Origin of the sequence: Limnobacter olei (genome assembly GCF_029087225.1) — a bacterium.
Taxonomy (GTDB): Bacteria; Pseudomonadota; Gammaproteobacteria; order Burkholderiales; family Burkholderiaceae_B; genus Limnobacter; species Limnobacter olei.
Window position 1 is genome coordinate 342825 of sequence record NZ_JARFJD010000002.1, and the last position, 24213, is coordinate 367037.

At 53.1% G+C, this 24213-nt stretch carries 23 protein-coding genes and 1 riboswitch; of the genes, 17 read left to right on the forward strand and 6 right to left on the reverse strand.

All coding sequences use genetic code 11. From position 1 onward, the window contains the following. Window positions 1-156: 156 nt before the first annotated feature. The 3 genes from PY990_RS01745 (at window position 157) to PY990_RS01755 (ending at window position 2360) form a co-directional block, all read left to right on the forward strand. On the forward strand, window positions 157-744 hold the full coding sequence (locus PY990_RS01745; RefSeq protein ID WP_275270141.1) for a hypothetical protein: 588 nt from the start codon (window positions 157-159) through the stop codon (window positions 742-744). 99 nt (window positions 745-843) lie between these two features. After that, the gene (locus PY990_RS01750) at window positions 844-1164 is read left to right on the forward strand and encodes a hypothetical protein (RefSeq protein ID WP_275270142.1); all 321 of its coding nucleotides are present in this window, start codon (window positions 844-846) and stop codon (window positions 1162-1164) included. Window positions 1165-1244: 80 nt separating this feature from the next. Then, window positions 1245-2360 carry a CsgG/HfaB family protein gene (locus PY990_RS01755; RefSeq protein ID WP_275270143.1) on the forward strand — a complete coding sequence of 372 codons (1116 nt, stop codon included), beginning with the start codon at window positions 1245-1247 and terminating at the stop codon, window positions 2358-2360. Window positions 2361-2472: 112 nt separating this feature from the next. Here the strand turns inward: PY990_RS01755 and PY990_RS01760 are convergent, their stop codons facing one another. Then, complete coding sequence (locus tag PY990_RS01760; RefSeq protein WP_275270144.1) at window positions 2473-3783, reverse strand: hemolysin family protein; 1311 nt, start codon at window positions 3781-3783, stop codon at window positions 2473-2475. A gap of 264 nt (window positions 3784-4047) precedes the next feature. After that, window positions 4048-5964, reverse strand: a complete 1917-nt coding sequence (gene thiC, locus PY990_RS01765) for a phosphomethylpyrimidine synthase ThiC (protein WP_105028217.1) — start codon at window positions 5962-5964, stop codon at window positions 4048-4050. 267 nt (window positions 5965-6231) lie between these two features. Here thiC and PY990_RS01770 point away from each other — a divergent pair, with 267 nt between their 5' ends. Beyond that, complete coding sequence (locus tag PY990_RS01770) at window positions 6232-6792, forward strand: cob(I)yrinic acid a,c-diamide adenosyltransferase (protein ID WP_105028216.1); 561 nt, start codon at window positions 6232-6234, stop codon at window positions 6790-6792. A 25-nt stretch (window positions 6793-6817) separates the two neighbouring features. On the opposite strand, the gene PY990_RS01775 is transcribed toward PY990_RS01770, so the two are convergent. From PY990_RS01775 to mscL, 4 genes are all read right to left on the reverse strand, one after another. Next, the gene (locus tag PY990_RS01775; protein WP_275270145.1) at window positions 6818-8878 is read right to left on the reverse strand and encodes a site-specific recombinase; all 2061 of its coding nucleotides are present in this window, start codon (window positions 8876-8878) and stop codon (window positions 6818-6820) included. 44 nt (window positions 8879-8922) lie between these two features. Beyond that, window positions 8923-10740, reverse strand: a complete 1818-nt coding sequence (locus tag PY990_RS01780) for a glutamine--tRNA ligase/YqeY domain fusion protein (protein WP_275270146.1) — start codon at window positions 10738-10740, stop codon at window positions 8923-8925. Between the two features lie 46 nt (window positions 10741-10786). Next, window positions 10787-12076, reverse strand: coding sequence for a D-amino acid dehydrogenase (locus PY990_RS01785; RefSeq protein WP_275270147.1), 1290 nt, complete (start codon window positions 12074-12076; stop codon window positions 10787-10789). Window positions 12077-12130: 54 nt separating this feature from the next. Beyond that, a riboswitch (glycine riboswitch) is annotated at window positions 12131-12246 on the reverse strand. 130 nt (window positions 12247-12376) lie between these two features. After that, the gene (gene mscL, locus PY990_RS01790) at window positions 12377-12817 is read right to left on the reverse strand and encodes a large conductance mechanosensitive channel protein MscL (protein WP_105029795.1); all 441 of its coding nucleotides are present in this window, start codon (window positions 12815-12817) and stop codon (window positions 12377-12379) included. A gap of 142 nt (window positions 12818-12959) precedes the next feature. Here mscL and PY990_RS01795 point away from each other — a divergent pair, with 142 nt between their 5' ends. The 13 genes from PY990_RS01795 to PY990_RS01855 all read left to right on the forward strand — a co-directional run bounded on the left by PY990_RS01795 (window position 12960) and on the right by PY990_RS01855 (window position 24206). Further along, window positions 12960-13685: a YebC/PmpR family DNA-binding transcriptional regulator gene (locus PY990_RS01795; RefSeq protein ID WP_275270149.1), complete on the forward strand. Its 726-nt coding sequence runs from the start codon at window positions 12960-12962 to the stop codon at window positions 13683-13685. A 21-nt stretch (window positions 13686-13706) separates the two neighbouring features. After that, entirely contained in the window at window positions 13707-14978 is a 1272-nt protein-coding gene (purD, locus tag PY990_RS01800; RefSeq protein WP_275270150.1) for a phosphoribosylamine--glycine ligase, read from the forward strand. Window positions 14979-14992: 14 nt separating this feature from the next. Next, window positions 14993-15901, forward strand: coding sequence for an oxygen-dependent coproporphyrinogen oxidase (gene hemF, locus PY990_RS01805; protein WP_275270151.1), 909 nt, complete (start codon window positions 14993-14995; stop codon window positions 15899-15901). Between the two features lie 100 nt (window positions 15902-16001). Continuing rightward, the gene (locus tag PY990_RS01810) at window positions 16002-16517 is read left to right on the forward strand and encodes a PAAR domain-containing protein (RefSeq protein ID WP_275270152.1); all 516 of its coding nucleotides are present in this window, start codon (window positions 16002-16004) and stop codon (window positions 16515-16517) included. Beyond that, window positions 16514-17605, forward strand: coding sequence for a DUF2515 family protein (locus PY990_RS01815; RefSeq protein WP_275270153.1), 1092 nt, complete (start codon window positions 16514-16516; stop codon window positions 17603-17605). The genes PY990_RS01810 and PY990_RS01815 overlap by 4 nt, the downstream gene beginning before the upstream one ends. Beyond that, on the forward strand, window positions 17602-18228 hold the full coding sequence (locus tag PY990_RS01820) for a hypothetical protein (RefSeq protein ID WP_275270154.1): 627 nt from the start codon (window positions 17602-17604) through the stop codon (window positions 18226-18228). Before PY990_RS01815 ends, PY990_RS01820 begins: the two co-directional genes overlap by 4 nt. Before the next feature lie 217 nt (window positions 18229-18445). Further along, complete coding sequence (nadD, locus tag PY990_RS01825; RefSeq protein ID WP_275270155.1) at window positions 18446-19096, forward strand: nicotinate-nucleotide adenylyltransferase; 651 nt, start codon at window positions 18446-18448, stop codon at window positions 19094-19096. Between the two features lie 42 nt (window positions 19097-19138). After that, the gene (gene rsfS, locus PY990_RS01830) at window positions 19139-19561 is read left to right on the forward strand and encodes a ribosome silencing factor (RefSeq protein ID WP_008249689.1); all 423 of its coding nucleotides are present in this window, start codon (window positions 19139-19141) and stop codon (window positions 19559-19561) included. Between the two features lie 15 nt (window positions 19562-19576). After that, window positions 19577-20047, forward strand: a complete 471-nt coding sequence (gene rlmH / locus PY990_RS01835; RefSeq protein WP_275270156.1) for a 23S rRNA (pseudouridine(1915)-N(3))-methyltransferase RlmH — start codon at window positions 19577-19579, stop codon at window positions 20045-20047. An 8-nt stretch (window positions 20048-20055) separates the two neighbouring features. Further along, complete coding sequence (locus PY990_RS01840) at window positions 20056-20721, forward strand: Maf family protein (protein ID WP_275270157.1); 666 nt, start codon at window positions 20056-20058, stop codon at window positions 20719-20721. 41 nt (window positions 20722-20762) lie between these two features. Continuing rightward, window positions 20763-22238 carry a ribonuclease G gene (rng, locus tag PY990_RS01845; protein WP_275270289.1) on the forward strand — a complete coding sequence of 492 codons (1476 nt, stop codon included), beginning with the start codon at window positions 20763-20765 and terminating at the stop codon, window positions 22236-22238. A 10-nt stretch (window positions 22239-22248) separates the two neighbouring features. Next, the gene (locus PY990_RS01850; RefSeq protein ID WP_275270158.1) at window positions 22249-23439 is read left to right on the forward strand and encodes an aminotransferase class I/II-fold pyridoxal phosphate-dependent enzyme; all 1191 of its coding nucleotides are present in this window, start codon (window positions 22249-22251) and stop codon (window positions 23437-23439) included. Continuing rightward, window positions 23436-24206, forward strand: coding sequence for a hypothetical protein (locus PY990_RS01855; RefSeq protein WP_275270159.1), 771 nt, complete (start codon window positions 23436-23438; stop codon window positions 24204-24206). Before PY990_RS01850 ends, PY990_RS01855 begins: the two co-directional genes overlap by 4 nt. Window positions 24207-24213: the final 7 nt, after the last annotated feature.

A 24213-nucleotide genomic window follows, 5' to 3' on the forward strand; every position in this document is an offset into this window, starting at 1 on the left:
AAAATCCCGGGAATCCAGAACGAAGAACTATCTGAACTTTTGAGTGCTCCCCGTCACTCAAAGGGAGCATTTTCATTAATGCGACAGCGCTCGTTGCCCAAATGCCCGAAGCACGTTGTCTTTTTAGCCCTCATCAATACTCTTGGAGCACTCCACATGTTGAAGCAATCCCTTAAATCCTTGTCCATTCTGGCTGCATTGTTGTCCATGCACTCAGTTGCACAGGCCACCTGTCAAGGCAATGACTGTCAAGTTGAAATCGATGCCAATGTTGAATTTGACAGCAGCTATTACCTAAGCCCGAACCACAACGGCATTTTCATTCAAAGCAACACCGGCACCAATGCCGCAATCGTTGATCTGAAAAACGTGGTCATGCGCGACAACGGCGATATCACTGGCTCAGCCCAGGCCGTGGGCAACAACATTGCCATCTCCCTAAGTTCATCGTCCAAAGTGCCTGTTCGCCATGTGTCCCAAAGCAACTATGGCGATCAACTGGCGTCAGTCAACCTGTCCCAGCGCAGCACATCAAAAACTGGCGAAGTTCTCATTGAAGCCGTTTCAATTGGCAACAACTTCAGCCTGAATCTAGACAACACAAGCCTGGCCGAATTGTCAGTGGCTCAGTGCAACGTCAGCGACAACGTGGCTGTGGCCGAATACCGTTGGGATCCAACCCGCCTGACCGCATCTGCCACCGCAGTTGGCAACAATATTTCAATTGGCGGCGCACGTCCTTAATTGAACTTTTTTGCCTCAGGCGACAACCTACAGCCAAAGGTCGCTTGGGGCAAAGCCACCCCCGCAAATCCCATCCGGAAACACCAAGGAAACCATCGAATGAAATTACTCAAGCTTTGTATTGCCACTCTTGCACTGGGCCTCGGCAACGCACACGCACAAACCTTTGAAGGCAATGTCAGTTCATTCGAAACCCCTTTTGGCATGCGCAGCGTCACCGACATCGACTCACCCGCAGGCACACGCCGCGACGCGAACTTTAACCGCACCCAAGTTGACTCTCCAGGCTGGGGGTTCGCCGCCACCGCAATCGGTAACTTGATCAATGTACAAACCGACGGCAACAACAACACCGTTGTCATTAATGCCACACAAATCAACAACGGCGCTCAAAACGCCACGATTGATGGCGGCTTCTGATCCAAAGTCACTCACAGCTCTTGAATACACAAAGGCCCATTATGTCCCGCTATCCGCTTCCAAAATTTGCATTCATTTCGATGCTTGCCGCATCGGCCAGTGCATGTACAACGCTACCCTCCTTCAGTGAAGCGGAGTACGTCAGCCCCTTCGACGGAGCAAGCGTGGTAGAAAATACAACCCGCTACAGCCCGGCACTGGAGTGCCTGAAACCCATGGTAGGCGGCCGAGGTCCCAATGCAAAACGGTTTGCAGTCGGGCGGGTCAGTGATTTCACGGGAAAAGAAGATCTGGTCAACGGAAAACGAATCACCCAAGGTGCAGCCTTGATGGTCATTTCTGCTTTGGCAAAAACCGGGGTGCCTATGGTTGAGCGGTTCGACACCTCGATTGCCGACATGGAATTGAAGTACTCCGACAACAAGTTGATCACCGACAACCCGGACAGCAAAGCGCATCGACAAATTTTTTCAGGTTCGCTGCCAGGCTCTGACTATCACATCGTGGGTGGCATCACCGAGGTGAACTACAACATTCGCAGTGGCAGCCTGGAGTCATCCATTCGCTTCATCGGCGCGGCAGCCCGCTACTTTGTCATGAACGTGGCAGTTGATCTGCGTGTAGTGAACACCAAAACACTTGAAGTGGTGAACATACAAAGCCTTCAAAAACAGATTATTGGTACTGAATTGAATGGTGGTTACTTCCGCCTGTTCAGCGATGGCCTGGTCGATGTGAATGCCGCTGAACGAACGCAAGAGCCAATTCAAAAAGGTGTTCGCATGGTGATTGAACATGCAGTGTTTAATATGCTGACCGAGATGAACAATTTGTCAGCACAAAGCTGTGCAAGATTAAGCACTACCAAACCCGGCGAATTGCGCAGCAATCAAGCCGCCATGAATACGCCAGCCAAACAGCGCAGCAACAATTCCATCGTGCTAACCCCTCCACCCGCTTCAACCTCGGCAGGGCAAGACTCCAGCATTGTGATCGACCCCTACACTGGAGAAATCATTCGCGAAGCAAGCATTGAGAACGCCGCCACCGCGTCACCACAAAGCGAGGTAACTGAGTTGAAAGGCTTGTTTGGCAGTGGCAGCAACTCGCAAACCGCACCGCAGGAATCGACAAGCAACACCACCCGTGAAATGCAGGAAAAACTGCTGTGGGGCAGTCGCCCACAGATTCGATAAGCAACTGGGTAACAACGGTTGCGGAGTAAGCAACACGCAACGCACCAACAAAAAAGCCTCAAGTTTCCTTGAGGCTTTTTTTAATGGGCTTTTTTTACCGGTTTATAGGGTCTTAAGCAGACTCATCCGACTGAGCACCATCTTCCTTGATCGGCGAGGCCAGGATTTTGTCAATTCGCTTTTGGTCCATATCCACCACTTCAAATCGCCAACCCTCCCAATCCACCATATCCCCGGTGGCTGGCAGGCGTCCAGTCAACAACATCACCATGCCACTCAGGGTGTGGTAACGGCCTTTTTCTTCTTCCGGCACACTCTTGATATTCAAAGTGTCTTTCAGTTCCAGAATGGCAATGGCACCATCCAGCAACCACGAACCATCTTCACGCTGCACCGCCCAGGAATCTTCCTTGTTGTGCGGGGTGAATTCACCAGTCAAAGCTTCCATTAAATCGTGCAGAGTCACAATGCCTTCAAGTTCGCCATACTCGTCGATCACAAAGGCAATGTCCATGTTGTTGCTGCGGAACTGGGTTAACAGCTCCATGCCCGTCAGGGTTTCCGGCACAAACACACACTGCTGCAAGTTGGTTGAAAAGTCGGGCATCTTGCCCTGTGCGGCATAGGCCAAAGCCTGCTTGGCATGAATTACACCGATCAAGTTGTCAAGGTTGCCATCGACCACCGGAAAGCGTGAATATTCCGATTCAATCACACGCTTCAGGTTTTCTTCCTGAGGCAGTCGAATATCGAGATACAACACATCGGAACGGGGAATCATGAGTGAACCCAGCTGACGATCGTCCAAGCGGAACACATTGCGCAGCATGGTGTGCTCGCTGCTTTCAATCACGCCCGATACCGAACCCTCGTCCAACATGGCGTGAATTTCTTCCTCGGTCACACCGTTGTCGGTGTTTTCTTTCACACCCATGATGCGCAACAAACCACGTGTGGAAAAGGACAAGAACATGACGAACGGGCGCGTGGCAATTGCGAGAATTTGCATGGGCCTTGCCACCAAGCGGGCGATAACCTCCGGGCTGATTTGCCCCAAACGCTTGGGTACCAGTTCACCGACCACAATTGACACATAGGTAACACCAACAACCACAATGGCTGTGGACACAATGTCTGTCATTGCCACTTCCAGGCCGAAGGTTTGCAACCAAAGCGCCAGTGGCTTGGCCAATACCGCCTCACCCACAATACCGCTCAACACACCAATCGATGTAATGCCAATTTGTACTGTTGACAAAAACTTGGTGGGATCTTCAGACAACTTGAGGGCAACCGCAGCGGATTTGTCGCCTTCTGCGGCCAACTTTACTAAACGCGCCTTTCTGGCGGTAACCAGGGCAATTTCAGACATGGCAAACAAGCCATTGGTCACAATAAGACCAATCAGAATCAGCACTTCCACGTCAGCCCTCCTCTTTTCAAGGGCGAAACAAGGGTGTCAAGCGCAAGGCTTAAAAGAGCATTGTCAAGCAGGAAGGACTTGGAAAAACGACGCGCCACGAGCGCTTTGAAGGGGGTTGCCAATGACGGCGCGGTGAAGTTTGAGCAACTTCGACAACTGGAACTATCCATATACGGTCGGGAAAGGCCCGAGCACTCCTATCAGAAAAAAACACCGCCTAATCGTACAAAGACGAAGGGGCGGTGTCAATTTTTCTTTTAAAAATCAGGTCTTGTGGTAAATCTCAGACCCTTTCTTGATGAACTCGATGGATTTTTCTTCCATTCCCTTGCTCAAGGCATCTTTTTCAGAAACACCCAGCTTTTCTGCGTATTCACGCACATCCTGAGTAATTTTCATGGAGCAGAAGTGCGGACCACACATTGAGCAGAAGTGAGCCACTTTCATGCTTTGCTTGGGCAGGGTTTCGTCGTGGAATTCACGGGCCGTGTCGGGGTCAAGCCCCAAATTAAACTGATCTTCCCACCGGAACTCGAAACGGGCCTTGGATAAGGCATTGTCGCGAATTTGAGCGCCAGGGTGCCCTTTGGCCAAATCGGCGGCGTGGGCTGCAATTTTGTAGGTGATGATGCCGTCTTTCACGTCTTTTTTGTTCGGTAAGCCCAAATGTTCTTTTGGGGTTACATAACAAAGCATGGCACAGCCGTACCATCCAATTTGTGCAGCACCAATGCCACTGGTAATGTGGTCGTAACCAGGGGCAATGTCAGTGGTCAGTGGGCCAAGGGTATAAAAAGGCGCCTCATGACATTCCTTCAACTGAATGTCCATGTTCTCTTTAATCAATTGCATCGGCACATGGCCCGGGCCCTCGATCATTACCTGCACATCGTGCTTCCAGGCAATCTGGGTCAGTTCGCCCAAGGTGCGAAGTTCGCTCAGCTGCGCCTCATCATTGGCATCCCAAACCGAACCGGGGCGCAAGCCATCGCCCAGCGAGAAGCTGACGTCGTAAGCCTTCATGATTTCGCAAATGTCTTCGAAATGCTCATACAAAAAGCTTTCTTTGTGGTGGGCCAGGCACCACTTCGCCATGATTGAACCACCACGAGACACAATACCTGTCATGCGGCTTGCGGTAAGTGGCACATAAGCCAGGCGCACACCGGCATGAATGGTGAAGTAGTCCACGCCCTGCTCAGCTTGCTCAATCAGCGTGTCGCGGAAAATTTCCCAGGTCAGGTCTTCAGCCTTGCCATTGACCTTTTCCAGGGCCTGGTAAATAGGCACTGTACCAATGGGTACAGGGCTGTTTCGCAAAATCCATTCGCGGGTTTCATGAATGTGCTTGCCGGTGGACAAGTCCATCACCGTGTCGCCACCCCAACGAATGGCCCAGGTCATTTTCTCGACTTCTTCACCGATTGAAGATGACACAGCCGAGTTGCCGATGTTGGCGTTGATTTTCACCAGAAAATTGCGACCAATGATCATCGGTTCAATTTCAGGGTGGTTGATGTTGGCGGGAATGATGGCCCGACCACGGGCAATTTCATCCCGCACAAACTCTGGTGTAATTTGCTCGGGAATGGACGCCCCGAAAGACTGGCCTGGGTGCTGACGGGTCAGCAAATCCACCATTTTGGCCCCAATTTTTCCACCTGCATTTTTCAGGCTTTCAATGTATTCCTGGCGGCGCAGGTTTTCGCGAATGGCCACATACTCCATTTCTGGCGTAACAATACCCTGGCGTGCGTAATGCATTTGCGTCACGTTTTTGCCGGCCTTCGCCTTGCGCGGTTTACGCTGCAAGTTGAAACGCAGTTCTGTCAGCTTCGGGTCATTCAAGCGCTCAATGCCGTATTCGGAACTGGGGCCACTCAGCAGCTCGGTGTCATTGCGTTCTTCAATCCAGGCATTGCGAATGGCAGGCAAGCCTGAACGAATGTCGATTTTTGCAGTGGGGTCTGTGTAAATGCCAGAGCAGTCGTACACATAAATCGGCGGGTTTTTCTCGCCACCGAATGAAGTGGGTGTGTCGTCTTGCGAAATTTCACGCATCGGCACCTGAATGTCGGGCCGTGAGCCCTGCACATAGACCTTGCGGGAATTGGGAAGCGGCTTAACTGCAGCTTCATCCACCTTCGCGGTGGCTGCGAGGAAATCGGGATTGGCGCTCATGTGTACTCCTGTTGGGCGTGAATCGTGTTGTGCCGGGTGCATGAACATTCCACCCAGCCAAGCCCAAGGAGCAAAGCCAGTGAAACGCTTCCTGCAAACAGCATTATCTGCACAGGTGTGAGGGTTTTTCTCACCCGGCAACAATTTGCCAGGACCCCTGCGTTAAACTTCAATAAGCTCAAAGTATAGGCCCGCCTGCGCGCTACCTCAATACGCGGTTTGCACAAGGCGCTCTTTTTGTTCAACTTTCTCGGATCACGCAATTCAATGGGCAACAGACTCAGTTCAATCACCACCCGCACTGGCGACGATGGCACCACTGGCTTGGCTGATGGCAGCCGTTTGGCGAAAAACGATCTTCGTGTTCATGCCATGGGCGATGTCGATGAGTTGAACAGCCACATCGGCCTGATATTGACTGAAGCGTTGCCTGAGCGCCTCGCCACCGAACTCACCCGCATTCAGCACGACCTGTTTGATCTGGGCGCAGCCCTGTGCATGCCGGGTTTTGATGTGTTTCCACCCCAAGCGGTGGCGCGGCTGGAAGACTTGATCAAGGAATTCAATGAACCCCTGCCACGTCTGGAAGAATTTATTTTGCCTGGCGGCAGTAAAGCCTCTGCTTACACCCACATTGCGCGCACTGTTTGCCGCAGGGCGGAGCGGGTGCTGGTGGATTTGAACCAGCAGCAAAAACTGCCAGAAGACTTGCTTTTGTATATGAACCGTCTTTCCGATTTCCTGTTTGTGGCTTCCCGCTGGATTCACCACAAGAAAGGCGTTCGCGATGTGCAGTGGAAGAAAGGGTTCAACCGCCCACAAGAATAAGTTCGCTTGCAGGCTTGATTAATCGCTACTTCGACTCGGTTTTGGCTGGGCTCACGGCATTGCTGACCGCTGCGCCCGCTTCTTTGGGTGGATAGAAAAACTCGCCAGGACTCTTGAAAAACCGCTTGAAAATACGCCCCGCCAAAGACAGGCTTTCCAATCTTCGAACACCACGTGCACGTAAGGCGGTAAAAAACGCCAGGCTAAAGCTGACGCCCAAGTTCACCATACCGATCAGGAACACTCCCACGGCGGCAATCGCCACCTCAAGCCCGCTCAACATGAATTCATGGGCCTGAATTCCGTAAGCCATGTTTGCTGCGGCAAAGGTAATGTGCCGAATGTCGATTGGCAAACCAAGAATGAGCCCAATAAAACCCGCTGAACCCAACATGCAACCAAAGAAAAAGTTACCCGCCAGGGCCCCTGTGTTTTTGCTCAAATAATCGGCCAGTTTGTTGGCACGCACCACACCCAAGCGCTTGCGCAACCAAAGCACCTTCCGAATTCTGTCTGGAATGCGGTGGTAAATCGACAAGTTATCGTAGTAACCCGCAATAACACCCGCCAAAAACAGAAAAACTCCGGCGATTGCCGCATGGGGCAAAGCTGCAGACAACAAGGGATTGAGCTCCAGCAACATTTTTTCGCCCTTCTCGATTGCCACAGGAGACTCTCCGAGCAAGAACGTAAGCCCCACAGCCACCACTGTGGCAGTGGCAAATGCTGGCAACACATTGCCCCAAATCGAGATGAATTGGGTGCGTGCAACCTGGGTAATCAAATCAGCCACCCGGTCGGCCGAGCTTAAGCGCCCGTTTGCAGCATCAATGGCCGCTGCGATTCGCGCTGCGGTCATGGCTGGCTGCTTGGTGGCAATGGTGAAACCCAACAAGTGAATGATCACAAAGCCAATGCCGTAATTCAGGCTGAAAAATACGGCCTCCCAAAATGGGGGCAAATGCCAACTTGAAATGCTGGCTTTGAACAAAGAAAGAAGCGCGATAATAACGCCCGCGCCCATGGCCGCCTTGGCCATTTTCCAATACTCGGCGCGGGTTTCTGTGGCGTACTTCTCACCCGACTGGCTGGCATGTTCAGTAATCCGCAAAGCCAGCTTGTCAGTCAAGCCACGCCACAAATCGGTAATGGAATGCTTGCGGTTTTCCTCTTTGGTCAATGTGCAGAAAAACTGTACGCAGGTACCCACCCGATTGTCAGTGGGCAAGGCACCCAACAGTTGCAACAATCGCCGCATGCGGTTGATCGATTGTTCCAACCGAATCAGCTGCATACTCAAGGTGACCGAAATACCTTGCACGCGTGCCTGCGCATAGGCTTTCTTGATTTGGCTCTGACACTGGTCCAGCAACACATCTAGGTGGTCGCCCAAATCGTGCAGTGGCTCCATGTTGCTAAGCTTTTCATGGGCTTGCCCAATCATGTTGCGCAACTCCAAGTGCTGCTCAACAAAGGGGGAAGTGTGCCTCTCTGAAATACCCAGGCATCGAACCACTTCCGAATCAATACCAAGGGCCGCAATTCTTACCGCCAGCATTTCCATGGCCTCAAGCATTTCGTGCTGAATGCGCTTCCACAAAGGCATGGCAGGGTCTAGCCATTCCAGCACATGAAACAGGCGGGTCCAGCTGGCCACACTGATTGATTCAAGCCATTCATGATCATCTGGTTTGGTGAACATCAGGCTGAGCGATTCACGCACGGTTTTGTCTTCCACCGTGGCGGGCAAGAGGCGCTGAAAAATCCGGTTTTTCATGGCCTGACCAAATGTTTCGTTACCCAGAATGCCAAGCTCGGCAAAGGTATATCGGTAACGTGACTCTTTCAGGAATTGTTCAAGATAGCCCTTGACCTGCACACGCAGGTCGTTGGACTGTTCAAGCGCTTCCACTAGCATGGAAAATCGCCGCTCGATTTCAAAGTCGGAGCCTGGGGCCCCTTCTCGAAACCATTCCATGAGGTGGCACAGGTGGGCAATGTCCGCCTCATGCTCGGTGTCTGGACCCATCCCGTTCAGGATGGTCAGCAGCGCACCTCGAATATTGTAGTTTGGGTTCGTTGCCATATTCTGAATACCTAGTCCGAGGGCTAGTGTACCCGATGAATTGGCTATTTACCCCAACCGTCTTTCAGCGTGGTGGCCCGATTGAACACCGGGTTTTCCAGAGTATGGTCCTTCAAATCAGGCACAAAATAGCCATGGCGCTCAAACTGGTACACCGTACCAGACCAGGCATCCTTCAGCCCTGCCTCCAGATAAGCCTTCACTTCGGTCAGTGAATTGGGGTTCAGGCTGTCCATGAAGTTTTTGCCACCAGAGTCGGGGTGCTCTTCGGTAAACAGGCGATCATAAAGGCGCACAGTGGCAGGCAAGCAATCCTCTGCATCCACCCAGTGAATATTGCCTTTCACCTTGTAGTTGTCGGCACCTGGCGTGCCCGATTTACTGTCCAGAAACACCTGGGCGTGCACGGCGATTACCTTGCCGTTTTCATCTTTATCGCAGCCCGTGCATTCAATCACATAGCCGTAGCGCAGGCGTACTTTGTTTCCAGGGAACAGGCGGAAAAACTTTTTCTCCGGGTTTTCCTGAAAATCTTCCGCTTCAATCCACAGGCGTTTGCCGATGGTGAACTGGCGCATACCCCAGTGCGGGTGGTGCGGATGAACCGGCGCGGTGCACATGTCGGCCCAATCGTCATCCACGTTGTCCAGGATCAATGGAATTGGGTCGAGCACTGCCACCGCACGGTGGGCAATCGGGTCAAGCGTGTCACGTAAAGCGCCTTCCAGCACCGAATAATCAATCCAGGAATCGGATTTGGACACGCCAATGCGGGCACAAAACAACTGAATTGCCTCAGGTGTGTAGCCGCGACGGCGCAAACCGACAATGGTCGGCATGCGGGGGTCGTCCCACCCATTGAGTTTATTTTCAGTCACCAGTTGCTGCAATTTGCGCTTGCTGGTCACCACATAGCTTAGGTTCAGACGGGCGAACTCAATTTGCTTGGGCAAGGGGTGGCTTAGAAGGGGCTTTAACACACCGCCATCCGCCGTTTTGTGTTCGGAAGCAAGATTGTCCAGAAGCCAGTCGTAGAGCGGGCGCTGGTCTTCGAATTCAAGCGTACAAAATGAATGGGTTATGCGTTCCAGCGCATCTTCGATTGGGTGCGCGAAGGTGTACATGGGGTAAATGCACCAGTCATCGCCAGTGCGGTGGTGAAATGCCCGGCGAATGCGGTAAATGGCCGGGTCGCGCATGTTCATGTTGGGGCTGGCCATGTCGATTTTGGCTCGCAGCACGGCAGCGCCATCCGGCAGCTCACCTGCCCTCATGGCGCGAAAACGCGCCAAGCTCTCGGCAGCTGGACGATTGCGAAATGGAGAATCCACGCCAGCTTGGGTCAGGGTGCCGCGATTGGCGCGCATGTCGTCGGCATTCTGCTCATCAACGTAAGCCAAACCTGCCTGAATCAAAAACTCCGCGGCTTGGTACATGAAGTCGAAGTAATCGCTGGCGTAATACAGGTTGTCGTCACCAAAATTTTCCCAGCGAAAACCCAGCCAATGTACGGCATCCAGAATGGAATCCGCGAATTCCTCGCTTTCTTTCTCGGGGTTGGTGTCATCAAAGCGCATGTGGCACGCGCCACCGTATTCTTTGGCCAAGCCGAAATTCACACAAATGGCCTTGGCATGGCCCACATGCAAGTAGCCATTCGGCTCGGGCGGAAAACGCAGGCGAATATTCGCGGGATCAGCGGGCGCACCGTCGTGCACATCGGCCCCACCGGGTTTGCCGGCCCACGGGCGCACCTGATACTCGGGCTTTTTCAAGTCCGCATCAATGATGTTGCGAAGGAAATTCGAGGCTGGGGCGTTGTCGGCCCCGGCATGGGTATTTTTGTTTGCAGAATCAGACATCAGCACATCCTGTTGGCGAATGCGCTGATGTTAGCAAAAACAAGCCTTAGGCAACGGCCAAAGCCTCGCCCTTCTTGGAAGAAATTCCAGTAAATGCGAAATCCAGTTCAGGCTGCTTGCCATTCATGATGGACGCGATTGATCGGCCTGAACCACAAGAATGGGTCCAACCCAAAGTGCCATGGCCTGTGTTCAGGTACAGGTTCGAAATTTTGGACACGCCAATGTAGGGCACATTCGACGGCGTGGCAGGACGCAAACCAGTCCAGTACACAGCCTGCTCTGGGTCGGCCATGCCGGGGAACAGCTCCATGACGCGGCGGGTAATCGCCTGGCAACGCACGTGGTTCAGGTTGGTGCTGTAACCGTTCAGTTCAGCGGTGCCTGCAATACGCAGCTTGTCACCCAAGCGGCTGAACACCAGCTTGTACTCGTCATCCGTCAGGCTCACTTGTGGGGCCTTGCTGGCATCGTCAATTTGCAAGGTTGCAGAGTAACCCTTGGCTGGGTAAATCAGCAGGTCCACGCCCAGGTCTTTTACCAGCATTGGGCTGTAGCTGCCCATGCACAATAGGTATTTATCTGCTTTCAGCACTTGTACCTGGCCATCCGCACCACGCACACGCACACCGCTAATCTGGCCACCCTCGGTATCCAGCCCCAGAATGGCGGTGTCGTACTTGAATTCAACGCCTTTTTCCGCGCACAGCTTCGACAGGTTTTGTGTAAACACATGCGCATCGCCGCTTTCATCTGCTTCGGTGTAGGTGGCCCCGGCAATTTTGTCTTTCACAGTGGCCAAGGCCGGTTCAAGGCGAACTGCTTCTTCGGCGCTGATTACTTTTCGGTCGCAACCAAACTCGCGCATGATCTCGGCGGGCTCCAGTGCATCGTCAAATTCTTGCTGGTTGGTGTAGAAGTGCAAAATGCCTTTGGTGAGGCAGTTGTACTGAATACCGGTCTCGGCACGCAGTTCTTGCAGGGTGCTGCGGCTGAATGTGCCCAGGTTCACCATTTGAATGATGTTGTGGCGTGTGCGCTCGGGGGTGCATTCACGCAAAAACTGCATACCCCAGCGCCACTGGCGGGCATCGGCGCGCAAACGGAACAGCAAAGGCGCGTCTTCTTTCATCAGCCACTTCAGCACTTTCTTGGGTGCGCCGGGGTTGGCCCAGGGTTCAGCGTGAGACACAGAAATTTGGCCACCGTTGGCAAACGAAGTTTCCATGCCTGCGGCAGGCTGACGGTCTACCACGGTGACATCAAAACCTTCTTTTTTCAAAAACCAGGCGGAAGTAATGCCGGTAACACCAGCACCGAGAACAATAGCTTTCATGAGGATAAGGCTCCACAAACAGTAAAAAGGGCTTTCGGCAAACAATTTGCCTTGTAGCCCCTCTCTGTCCGTTTGCCTGAAAGATTCACAACGGGTTGCGTTGCTTGCCTCTTCGGCGGCTGTACTTACGCAGCGATTGGCCGCGCACAGCGCTCTCCAGATTTGAATTCTTGAACCTGTACTGAAGCCTGAGCGTTCATGGGGATTGCGCCTTCGGCGGACCAGCACAGATACGCGCTAGCCACTCTCCAGATTCAGCCTTCAATTGTACTACCGCCGATCTGGAGAAGCCAGTCTAAATTACTTCTTCAAAGAATCACGAATTTCACGAAGCAACAGAATATCTTCAGGAGTGGGCGCTGGCGCAGCTGGTGCGGCCTCCTCTTCCTTGATCAGGGCTTTGGTCAATTTGCTGACCTGACGAACCATCATGAAAATAATGAAAGCCAAAATAATGAAATTAATCAGGACCGAGATAAAGCTGCCATAGGCCAACACAGGCACGCCAGCGGCCTTGACAGCGGCCAGCGTGGGGGCCACGCCAGCCGGAATCTCTGCCAAAGGCAAATACAGATTGGAGAAATCGAGACTGCCAAAAATACGACCCACAATCGGCATGATCACATCGTCGACCAGGCTTTTAACGATGCCGCTGAACGCGCCACCAATGATCACCGCCACAGCCAAATCAACCACATTGCCTTTTACTGCGAACGCCTTGAAGTCTTTGAGCAAACTCACGCTGCCTCCTTGTTGAATGTATACCAATGTAAAAGTCCAATACCCGCGCAGATTATCGCTGTGGAATCCTTTCAGGGCAATACGGCGAGTGCCCGGTGGTGATAAAATCGCACCTCTTTGATTCAACAACAGAAAGTGAGCCATGGCAGGACACAGTAAATGGGCCAACATTCAGCACCGCAAAAACCGGCAGGATGAAAAACGCGGCAAGGTGTGGACGAAAATCATTCGTGAAGTCAGCGTGGCGGCCCGAGTGGGCGGTGGCGATGTGGCCACGAACCCACGCTTGCGCTTGGCCATGGAAAAGGCCGCTGCGGCCAACATGCCCAAAGACAACGTGCAACGCGCCATTGCCAAGGCCACCGGTGAAGCCGAAGGTGTGAATTACGAAGAAATTCGATACGAAGGCTATGGCGTGGGCGGCGCAGCCGTAATCATCGACTGCATGACAGACAACAAAGTGCGCACTGTGGCTGAAGTTCGCCATGCGCTGACCAAGCACGGTGGCAATTTGGGCACCGACGGTTCTGTTTCTTTTATGTTCAAGCATTGTGGTCAGTTTATTTTTGCACCAGGCCACAGCGAAGATGCAATCATGGAAGTGGCGCTGGAGAATGGGGCTGAAGATGTTTTGACATCTGACGACGGTGTAATCGAAGTCACCTGCCCTGTACCTGAATTTCATACCCTGAAAACAGCTTTTGAAGCTGCGAACATGAAATTCGAAAACGCGGAACTGACCATGAAACCTGCCAGCGAGACCGAACTGGAAGGCGACGACGCCATTCGAATGCAAAAAATTATTGACATGCTGGAAGACCTAGACGATGTGCAGCAGGTTTACACCAACGTGATCATCAACGAATAAAAAGTACGGAGCACTGCAAACATGAAAATTTTGGTGATTGGATCAGGCGGCCGCGAACATGCCATGGCATGGCGTATTTGCCAAACCCCGGGCGTAACAAAGGTATTTGTTGCTCCTGGCAATGGCGGTACGGCCCTGGAAGCCAAAATGGAAAATGTGCCCATCACCGACCTCAGCGAGCTGGCCGATTTTGCAGCCAAAGAACAAGTGCACCTGACTGTGGTTGGGCCGGAAGCCCCATTGGCTGCAGGGGTGGTTGACCTGTTCCGCCAGCGCGATCTGCGTATTTTTGGCCCAGCCAAACTGGCTGCCCAACTGGAAAGCTCGAAGGACTACGCCAAGGCCTTCATGAAGCGGCACAAAATCCCCACCGCCGAATACGAAACCTTCACCGATGCGGCCAAAGCACACGATTACGTAAATGCCAAAGGCGCGCCGATTGTGATCAAGGCCGACGGCCTGGCCGCTGGCAAGGGCGTGGTCGTGGCCATGAGCCTGGAAGAAGCCCACCAGGCCATTGACGACATGTTGGTAGGTAACAGCATGGGCAGCGCGGGTTCGCGTGTGGTGGTTGAAGAATTTCTGGAAGGCGAGGAAGCCAGTTTCATCGTGATGGTCGATGGTGTAAACGCCCTGGCCATGGCCAGCAGCCAGGACCACAAACGCCTTCTCGACGGCGACCAGGGTCCCAACACAGGCGGCATGGGTGCGTATAGCCCTGCCCCGGTTGTTACGCCCACCATGCATGCCCGCGTGATGCGCGAAGTGATTTACCCCACGATTGCCGGCATGAAAAAAGACGGCCTGGTGTACACCGGCTTTTTGTATGCGGGCTTAATGATCGACGACAAGGGCGACATCAAGGTGCTGGAGTTCAACTGCCGCATGGGCGACCCGGAAACCCAGCCCATCATGATGCGCCTGAAAAGCGACTTCGTGAATTTGTTGGACCACGCCATTGATGGCACGCTGGACAAGGTTGAAGCAGAATGGGACCGCCGCACCGCTTTAGGTGTAGTGATTGCCGCGCACAACTACCCACAAACCCCGCGCACGGGCGATGAAATTACCCTGCGCGCCGAAGCCAGCGACGAAGCGGTTGTATTTCATGCCGGAACTGTTGAAAAAAATGGCAAGGCTGTCACCGCGGGCGGCCGGGTTCTGTGCGCCACCGCCTTGGGCGACACCGTGCGCCAGGCACAGGCCAAAGCCTACGAATTGATCGACACCATCAGCTTTGATGGCATGCAATTCAGAAGCGACATTGGCTACCGCGCCATTAATAGAAAATAAAAGGTTTACCCAACATGACACCTTCTGAACTGAACCAGGTCAAGCAGTACCTTCAAGGGCTTCAAAGCAACATCATTGAGGGCATTGGTCAGTTCGAAAGCAAACCTTTTTTGAACGATTCCTGGGAGCGTGCAGAAGGAGGCGGCGGTTGCAGCCGCGTGCTGGAAGAAGGCAGCTTGCTGGAGCGTGGCGGTGTCAATTTCAGCCATGTGATGGGCGACAAGTTACCCGGCTCAGCCACCGCCAGCCGCCAAGGCCTTGCTGGTGCCAGTTTCGAAGCCATGGGTGTATCACTGGTATTTCACCCCCGCAACCCTTATGTACCCACAGTGCATATGAATGTGCGCCTGTTTGCAGCCACCACCGTGGAAGGCGAATCAGTGTGGTGGTTTGGTGGTGGCATGGATTTGACCCCCTATTACGGCTTTGAAGAAGACGCGAAGCATTTCCACCAAAGCTGCAAAAATGCGCTGGATCCCTTCGGTGTGCACTACCACGCCAAGTTCAAGAAATGGTGCGACGAATATTTTTATCTGAAGCACCGCAAAGAACCCCGCGGTGTGGGTGGCGTGTTCTTCGATGATTTTTCCGAGCTGGGTTTCGAGCAAAGCTTCGCAATGACCCGCAGCGTAGGCGATGCCTTTTTGAAAGGCTACCTGCCCATTGTTGAGCGTCGCATGAACATGGCCTATGGCGAACGTGAGCGCGATTTCCAGGCTTACCGCCGTGGCCGCTATGTGGAATTCAATTTGGTCTTCGACCGGGGTACTCTTTTTGGCTTGCAAAGCGGTGGCCGCACCGAATCCATCTTGATGAGCATGCCCCCACAAGTGAAATGGCGCTACGACTGGAAACCCGAGGCGGGAAGCGCTGAAGCACGGCTTTACACCGAGTTTTTGGTGGACAAGAATTGGGTGAGTTAACCCAGACCCAACCCTCTTTGACCACTTGTGGTGATGCTTTTTCCAATCCAAAACGCCACATGTTAGCTTGCTCGGTTGTTGACTGAACAAGAGTTAAACCATGCCATTGATGATTCGCCAAGGCGACACCACCAGCCACGGCGGCACTGTGCTTGAAGGCTTTCCCTTTTACACCGTCGAAGGTCGGGCTGTGGCCGCCATGGGCCACAAGGTGGCCTGCCCTTTGTGCAAGGGAGTGTTCCCGATTGCGCAGGGTAACCCCACCCACACCTGCAATGGCGTACCCCTGGCCTTTGAGGGCATGAAAACCGCATGTGGTGCCAGCTTGATTGCATCCCAATCCAGCACAACCCATGCCTCGCCAACGGGTGCAATGGCCCGGGTAGCCGAACAGCGAATTCCCGACAACCCCTTGGGCAATCAAACTGAGGACAAAGAAGTGCAATTCGTGATTCGACACCATGAAACGCGAGAACCTGTGGCTGGTGTGCCTTACACCATCAATTTGTCCACTGGCGCGGCAGAATCGGGCCATTCGAACGCAGAGGGCCTAACCCGCAAACTGGTGATCGAGAAAACAGTGCAAGCCGAATTGGTTGTTCACGCCATACCATGACCAACAACTGCTTTCCCTATTTTCCCAGTGACGAGCTTGTTCTGCACAAAGGCACCCGTACACTGGAAAAATGCAAGTGTTACAGCACTGACCGCTACGACCACACCGAAAAACTGATTGCAGAGGTAGAGGTATTAACCTGCGACTGCCTGTGGCGCATTTACCAGCGCGAAGCCCAGCACATAGTTGCACCAGGCGGCGTGTTGATTGCCGACCCCATTGCCCGCAACAGGCGAATCAACACCGCCTATGCCGCACTGTGGAAAACCGACAACCGCTTTGAATGGGCTGGGCTTGCTGCGTTTGCCTCCAAACAAGTGGGCTGCGGCCTGCTGCACGCAGCCACTGGCATGGAACAGATCAACCGCACCCAGCGCGAACTGGAGAATATTGAACGAAAGCCCTGGATACCGCCCGGCGCTAAAATTGGATCTGCCGGTGTACGCGGCGGCATGGAAGGCGCAGAAGTGTCGATGCAATATGTGTTTGACACGCTGGCCTTGGGCAACACTGCCTTGTTTCTGGACATTTATCCGCTGCACATGTTTTACAAAAAGCGGGGGATAGCGGACATGAAAAAATGCATGAACGCACGCCAGAAGATTGATCAAAACCCGAAGTTTCCAATTCTTTGGCCAATCGCGAACAAAGTTAAGTTTGGTCTTCCATTTGATGAAATCATCCCCGCATTCGAAGCGATTGAAGCAGGGGATGTTTTCAAAAGTGTTGACCTGTTGGCTCGTCATGAACAAGCGAATATTCTTCAACCCGCCATTTATGAAGATTTTTTGATGCATGGGTTGTTGCAAAGCAACCAGGCAGCTAGTTCACTGGCTTATGTCACCAACATTTCAACCGGGCTTGAACAACCCGTTCAACTGACACTGGCCAATCAATGTGCCCCTTTGCAAGATGGCCGCAGCATTGAATTCAGCACCAGTGCTTTTGCAAACCTTGCCAACCTGGATGAACGCATGCCCTTCGTGTTGCGTGCGGCACGGCAATTTCACAACCTGCTAAGAAGCGGTAACCGCCACATGATTGAACAAAGCATTGGCGAAATTTCACATGGAAGTGCCATTCGATGACAACACACAGCAAGCTGATTCAGTGGATTCGACACCACAAAATGCTAGCGGTGTTGGTGGCAACGCTGCTTGTGATTGGCGCTTGCAAAGCAGCCGAACTGCTTACGCCAGCCAAGGAAATCGCCCTAGTTATTGGTGAGCCTTGGAAAGACATGCAGGCCAGATCAACTGCTGAGATTGGTCCTGTTTATGAGGGCCGTCATTGGTATCGCCAACCCAAACAGTTGTCTTACATGCGTTTTGCAGATCACCAATATGGATTCATCACGCCCCCTGCAAAATTCTTTACTGTTGGATTCGATGACAAAGGAAATATTGACGGGGTAAGAATGTCCCCCCAAGTTGAACCGCTGCCGCTTCAGGAAGCCTTGGACATTGTTTTGGATCTGCAAAATCAGTGGAGAAAATCGGGCTGGGATCTGGATGAACCTGAGGAGTTTCCTGCTTACGACAACACTCCTGTTTGGCATGAAGCGCTAAAAAAATGCGCGGCCCTAAGTACCCACTGGAACGCAGGGAAGTTGTATCAACTTATGGTGGTGATTACCTGCTACGAAGACAACCGATATCCAGACAACAAAGGGTACTTGGTCACTATTTCTATGGGTAAATACCGAGAGTGAATATCGGCATTGATTTGCTCGCCTATATCCTTGGTGAAATATCAACTGGAAGTGCCAATCAATGACGACGCACAGCAACTTGATTCAGTGGATTAAACGCCACAAGATTTTGGCGGTGTTGGCAGCAACACGCCCTGAAATGTGCAACTAAGTGTGCACATGCAATGCACGTAGTCAGTTAGACTTCTAACCGTCCCCCACTAGTAAACCCAATTCCATGCCAACACGGCAAATCTGCATCATCGGCGGCACTTTCAACCCAATTCACATGGGGCATCTGCAAATGGCACGTTCGGCCCAAGCTCAATGCATGGCCGATGAAGTGTGGTTCATGCCAGCTGGCCAACCTTGGCAAAAACCGAATGCCGAGCTTGCACCTGCCGATGTTCGCAAAAAACTCGTTGAACTCGCCATTGACGGCGTGCACTCCTGGCGCGTAGAGCCCTTTGAAATTGAACATGTTGGGCCCACCTACACTGTGGCTACGCTTGAGAAGCTAAGCGAACAGCACCCCGACCACAAACTTTCCTTTGTGATTGGGGCTGACCAATTGGCCAACCTGACCAGCTGGAAACATTGGCAAAGCCTGTTTGATTACGCTCGTATTGGCGTGGTGGACCGCACCCAGTGGGGAGATTTTCAGGTACCCGAGGCTTTAAAACGACATTTGCTCCAAGATCGCCTGTTTCGAATACCCATGCCCAGCGTGAACATCAGCTCAACCCAAATTCGAAGGCAATTCCAGCTGTTACAGTCTGGCAACGCCGAAGTTCGGGAAACCGCCCGCTTCAAACTTGAGGCCTGCCTGCCTACCGCCGTGTTCAAGCACCTGACACAGCACCCAGTTTATGGTCGCGCCCAGCCCTGAAAGTTGTTAGAATTCAGGCAATTAACAAACCTTTGGAATTGCATGGAATTGCGTAAACTGCAGCGCGTCGTGATTGACGCCCTCGAAGACATCAAGGCACAAGACATCGCCATCTTCGACACGACCCACCTTACCGGTGTTTTTGACCGAGTCATCATTGCCTCAGCCTCTTCAAACCGCCAAACCCGCGCTTTGGCCAACAACGTTCGCGAGAAAACCAAAGAAGCTGGCGGTGAAGTATTCAGCACCGAAGGAGAAGACACGGGCGAATGGGTACTGGTCGACTTGGGCGACGTGGTGGTGCATTTGATGCAGCCCGCCATTCGCGAGTATTACAACCTGGAAGAAATTTGGGGTGGCAAGCCCGTGCGCGTGAAATTGAACCCGCACAGCCTGAGCAAACCCATGCCTGGTGTGGATTATTTCCCGCAACAGGCCGAAGCCTATTCAAGCCAGTACAACTAAGTTTTTCTCTTCGCTTTGAAAATCCATGTCATCGCCCTGTCTCACAAAATCGAGCCTTGGGCGCAACAAGCGGTTGATCAGTTCCAGAAACGTTTCCCGAACGACTGGAAACTGACCATCAAAGAACTGAAACCTGAAGACCGGTCTGCGGGCAAACCCGTGGACCAAATTCTCGCCAAAGAAGCCGAGCGCATTCGTGCAGCCATACCCAGCGGCGCACGCGTGGTTGCACTAGACGAAAGGGGCGAACGCCACACCAGCAAGGCCCTGGCCGAGCAACTTCAGAAGTGGCACAACAGCAGCGAAACCCTGTGCCTGTTAATTGGCAGCGCCGATGGCCTGGACGACCTCCTGAAACAACAATGCCAAGGCATGTGGCGGCTTTCCGACCTTACCTTGCCCCATGCACTGGCGCGCGTGCTGTTGGTGGAAGCGCTGTACCGCGCATTTTCCATTACCATTGGGCATCCGTACCACCGCGAATAAACCCCACCATGAAAACACCTGTTCGCCCCGAGCACAGTGGCCTGCCTGCCCAGGTTTGGCTTGCTTCGCGCAGCCCGCGCAGGCTTGAATTACTTGAAACACTCGGATTAAAAGTACAGGTTTTTCTGGCCCAGAGCAGCCCAGAGGCCGAAGCGCTTGAAGCGCCTTTTGAGCACGAAGACCCCTTGCTGTACGTGCAGCGAGTTACCCAGCTGAAACTGAATGCAGCGCTTGAAGCCATGCGTACGCAACAATTAAGCGGGCTGGTACTGGCAGCTGACACCACAGTGGCACTGAATGGCAATATTTTGGGCAAACCGCAACATGCAGCTCAGGCCTTTCAAATGCTGCAAAGCCTGTCCAACACCACCCACGAGGTGCATACCGCAATAGCTGGCGCTTGGCTTAACAACAATGGCTACATCACTGCTGCCGCCCAAAACACGGTGCAAACCTCACATGTCGAATTTGCAACGCTTCCTGAAACCTTCCTCCATGCCTATATCGACAGCGGCGAGCCCTTCGACAAAGCGGGTGCCTACGGCATTCAGGGGATCGCAGGGCAATACGTTCGTCACATTTCCGGCAGTCATTCTGGCATTATGGGTTTACCACTGTTTGAAACCAGCGAATTGATACGCCAACTCCAAACAGCGGCCCAAAAAAGAAACTGAGCTGCAAAAAGAATCGATTAATACCCAAGAAGCAAAAGATGATCAATGAACAAATACTGGTGAACGTGACACCGCAGGAAACGCGCGTGGCCATTGTTCAGCACGGTGCTGTGCAAGAACTTCACATTGAACGCACATCCACACGTGGCATTGTGGGCAATGTGTACCTGGGCAAAGTGGTGCGCGTGCTGCCCGGCATGCAGTCCGCGTTTGTCGATATCGGGCTGGAACGTGCCGCATTTCTGCATGTGGCCGACCTGTGGGAACACCGCACGTACAACCACCATCAATCGAAGCAAAACGGAAACCCGCCGCCCGCCATCGAAAAAATGGTGTTTGAAGGACAAACCATTATTGTGCAGGTGAGCAAAGACCCGCTGGGCACCAAAGGCGCAAGGCTCACCACGCAGATCAGCCTGGCTGGCCGCATGCTGGTCCACCTGCCGCAAGACCCACACATTGGTGTTTCACAGCGCATAGAGAATGAAGGCGAGCGTGAAGAACTGCGCGCAAAACTAACGCGCCTTCTGCCCGAGAACACGGGTGGCTTTATTATTCGCACCCACGCCGAAGAAGCCACCGACGAGGAATTAACCGCCGATGTAAATTACCTGCGAACCCGCTGGCGCGAGATGCTGGAATTGACTCGCACCAAACCCGCACCCAGCCTGATTTACGAAGACCTGACCATGGCGCAGCGCGTGGTGCGCGATTTGGTTAGTGCAGACACCCAGGCCATTCTGATTGATTCAAAAGAAACCCTGAAAAACCTGCTGACCTTTGCTGAAACCTATGCGCAGGAAACCAAAGATCGCCTTCAACTGCATCAAGGAGAGCGGCCTCTTTTCGAGCTGTACAACATTGAAGACGAGTTGCAGAAAGCCTTGGGTCGCCGGGTGGAATTGAAGTCGGGCGGTTATGTAATCATTGACCAAACTGAAGCGCTCACCACCATCGATGTGAACACGGGCGGTTTTATTGGTGCCCGCAATTTTGAAGAAACGGTGTTTAAAACCAACCTGGAAGCGGCGCACGCCATTGCACGCCAACTGCGCTTGCGCAACCTGGGTGGCATTATCGTGATCGACTTCATCGACATGGGCACTGAGGAACACAAAAAAGCGGTGCTGGCGGAACTTCAAAAGGCGTTGGACCGCGATCGCGCACGCACCAGCGTGACCGACTTTTCCGCGCTGGGCCTGGTTGAAATGACCCGCAAGCGCACCCGCGAAAGCCTGGCCCATTTGTTGTGCGAACCCTGCCCAAGCTGCCAGGGCAAGGGGCAGGTTAAAACTGCGCAAACCGTGGCCTATGAAATAATGCGGGAAATTGTGCGGGAAAGCCGCCAGTTCAACCCCAAAGAATTTCGCATACTGGCCAGCCCAGCCGTGATCGACCTGTTTCTGGAAGAAGAAGCGCAGCACCTTGGCATGCTGGAAGAATTTGTGGGAAAGCCAATTACCCTGCAAGTAGACAACCTGTTTGTGCAGGAACACTACGACATTATTTTGACCTGACCTAAGCGCGATGAACCTGAGCCAAGCCAGCCAGCAACGCCTTGACCTTTTGGCCCAAGACAGCGGCAAGCGGGTGTTGCTGCCCTGCCCTTTGAACCAGCGTGCACTCGACTTTTCCAGCAACGATTATTTGTGCTTGGCCCAGCGCTGCGACATTGTAGAGGCAGGCCATGAATGCGCGAAAAAATACGGTGCAGGTGCAACCGGTTCACGTTTGTTGTCTGGCAACCTCGATTGCTTTGAAGAACTGGAGTCGCAAGTTGCACAATTCAAAAACGCCGAAGCCGCACTTGTATTTTCCAGTGGCTACCAAGCCAATGCCAGCGGGTTGGCCGCACTATTGGACAAAAGCCTGTGGGGTGGCATGGTTGGTGGCACTGAGCCCCTTGTGTTCACCGACCGCCTGAACCACGCGAGCTTGCACCATGCCTGCCAACTCGCGGGGGTTAAGCAGATTCGGTTTCGCCACAACGACATGGCACATTTGGCAGAATTGCTGAGTAAACACCAAGAATCAACTCAGCCGAAAATCATAGTTTCGGAAACCGTGTTCGGCATGGAAGGGGATTTGCTGCCAATCGAACAGCTTGCGGAAATTGCCCTGCAACACAAGGCTGTGGTGTACCTGGACGAAGCCCATGCCACGGGAATTTGGGGACCGGAAGGTCGAGGCCTTGGAGCGATTCAACACCCCGCCATAGATGCGCTGAAAACCTTGGGGCACTGGGTAATCATGGGCACCTTCAGCAAGGCTGTGGGGGTAAGCGGTGCTTACATCGCGTGCAGTGAAATATTCAAACAATACCTGGTCAACCGTTGCACCGGCTTTGTGTATTCCACCGCGCCCTCGCCTTTTGTGATTGGCGCGGTTGGCAAAGCATTGGAAATTATTCTGGGGATGAATACCGAACGTTCCGCGCTGCACACCGCCGCCGACACACTGCGAGAGCGAGTGCATGAGTTGGGCTTCGACACGGGCTTGTCGAACACCCACATTGTTCCCTTGGTGGTGGGCAGTAACGTTGCCTGCCTCGAACTCAAGGCCCATTTACAACAAGCAGGCATTCGAACCTCTGCCGTACGCCCTCCCACCGTGCCCCCCAATGCCGCACGGGTTCGGCTTGCACTGAACACTGGCCACACTCTTGCCGTGTATGAGCAACTGCTCCACGCACTGGCCAGCTGGAAGGTGAGCGCATGAAGCGGCCCGAAATTACGCAGGTGCTGTTAATGGCCCACGGCTGGGGTTACAACCACCGTTTCTTCAATGCCTTGTTGACAACGCTTCCCGAAAGCACACGCAACACCACCTTGTTTGTTTGCATGGAAGCGGGCTACTTTCCAGAGCAAGCCAAACAAGGTTTGATGATTCATACCCCGGGTATCCGCACGCAAGGCCAATGGATACACTACGCTACCGAAGTACTGCACAACCTGGTACTGGCCTACGCCGAAGTACCTTGGCTGGGCCTGGGGCACTCGCTGGGCTTTTCGAAACTTCTGGAATTTTCAGTGCGATGGCACAGCCTGTTGAGTATTCATGGCTTTACTCACTTCGTGAAAAGCGATTCCAACACCCAAGGTAATCCTCCGCGTTTGCTGTCACGCATGATCCAGAAAGCAGAACACAACATGCCGGAGGTACTGCGCGATTTTCACAACCGTTGTGGGCACCATGCGCAGTGGGCCACCCTGGATGAACAAACCTTGTTGACCGACCTTCGCAGCTTGCAAGATTTGAACACAGCACAGGCATTGCAACAGACCCTTTCACAGGGTGCCGAATTACATGCCTGGGCCAGCAACACGGATGAAATAGTGCCACTGGCTTTGGCACTGCAATGCTTTGAGCACACACTGAAAGAGCAAAACCGCGTGTTGCATACACTGGCTTCCGAGCACGCAGGCATTGCCACCGCCCCTGCGCGGTATACTGACACTTTGTTGCCCCTTCTCAGCCAGCATTAATTTCAAG

Bases quoted from the DNA above. Each gene is read 5' to 3' on its own strand.
- PY990_RS01745 (WP_275270141.1), top strand. From the start codon at position 157: ATGTTGAAGCAATCCCTTAAATCCTTGTCCATTCTGGCTGCATTGTTG.
- PY990_RS01750 (WP_275270142.1), top strand. From the start codon at position 844: ATGAAATTACTCAAGCTTTGTATTGCCACTCTTGCACTGGGCCTCGGC.
- PY990_RS01755 (WP_275270143.1), top strand. From the start codon at position 1,245: ATGCTTGCCGCATCGGCCAGTGCATGTACAACGCTACCCTCCTTCAGT.
- thiC (WP_105028217.1), bottom strand. From the start codon at position 5,964: ATGAGCGCCAATCCCGATTTCCTCGCAGCCACCGCGAAGGTGGATGAA.
- PY990_RS01770 (WP_105028216.1), top strand. From the start codon at position 6,232: ATGGGCAACAGACTCAGTTCAATCACCACCCGCACTGGCGACGATGGC.
- PY990_RS01775 (WP_275270145.1), bottom strand. From the start codon at position 8,878: ATGGCAACGAACCCAAACTACAATATTCGAGGTGCGCTGCTGACCATC.
- PY990_RS01780 (WP_275270146.1), bottom strand. From the start codon at position 10,740: ATGTCTGATTCTGCAAACAAAAATACCCATGCCGGGGCCGACAACGCC.
- PY990_RS01785 (WP_275270147.1), bottom strand. From the start codon at position 12,076: ATGAAAGCTATTGTTCTCGGTGCTGGTGTTACCGGCATTACTTCCGCC.
- PY990_RS01795 (WP_275270149.1), top strand. From the start codon at position 12,960: ATGGCAGGACACAGTAAATGGGCCAACATTCAGCACCGCAAAAACCGG.
- purD (WP_275270150.1), top strand. From the start codon at position 13,707: ATGAAAATTTTGGTGATTGGATCAGGCGGCCGCGAACATGCCATGGCA.
- hemF (WP_275270151.1), top strand. From the start codon at position 14,993: ATGACACCTTCTGAACTGAACCAGGTCAAGCAGTACCTTCAAGGGCTT.
- PY990_RS01810 (WP_275270152.1), top strand. From the start codon at position 16,002: ATGCCATTGATGATTCGCCAAGGCGACACCACCAGCCACGGCGGCACT.
- PY990_RS01815 (WP_275270153.1), top strand. From the start codon at position 16,514: ATGACCAACAACTGCTTTCCCTATTTTCCCAGTGACGAGCTTGTTCTG.
- PY990_RS01820 (WP_275270154.1), top strand. From the start codon at position 17,602: ATGACAACACACAGCAAGCTGATTCAGTGGATTCGACACCACAAAATG.
- nadD (WP_275270155.1), top strand. From the start codon at position 18,446: ATGCCAACACGGCAAATCTGCATCATCGGCGGCACTTTCAACCCAATT.
- rsfS (WP_008249689.1), top strand. From the start codon at position 19,139: ATGGAATTGCGTAAACTGCAGCGCGTCGTGATTGACGCCCTCGAAGAC.
- PY990_RS01840 (WP_275270157.1), top strand. From the start codon at position 20,056: ATGAAAACACCTGTTCGCCCCGAGCACAGTGGCCTGCCTGCCCAGGTT.
- PY990_RS01850 (WP_275270158.1), top strand. From the start codon at position 22,249: ATGAACCTGAGCCAAGCCAGCCAGCAACGCCTTGACCTTTTGGCCCAA.
- PY990_RS01855 (WP_275270159.1), top strand. From the start codon at position 23,436: ATGAAGCGGCCCGAAATTACGCAGGTGCTGTTAATGGCCCACGGCTGG.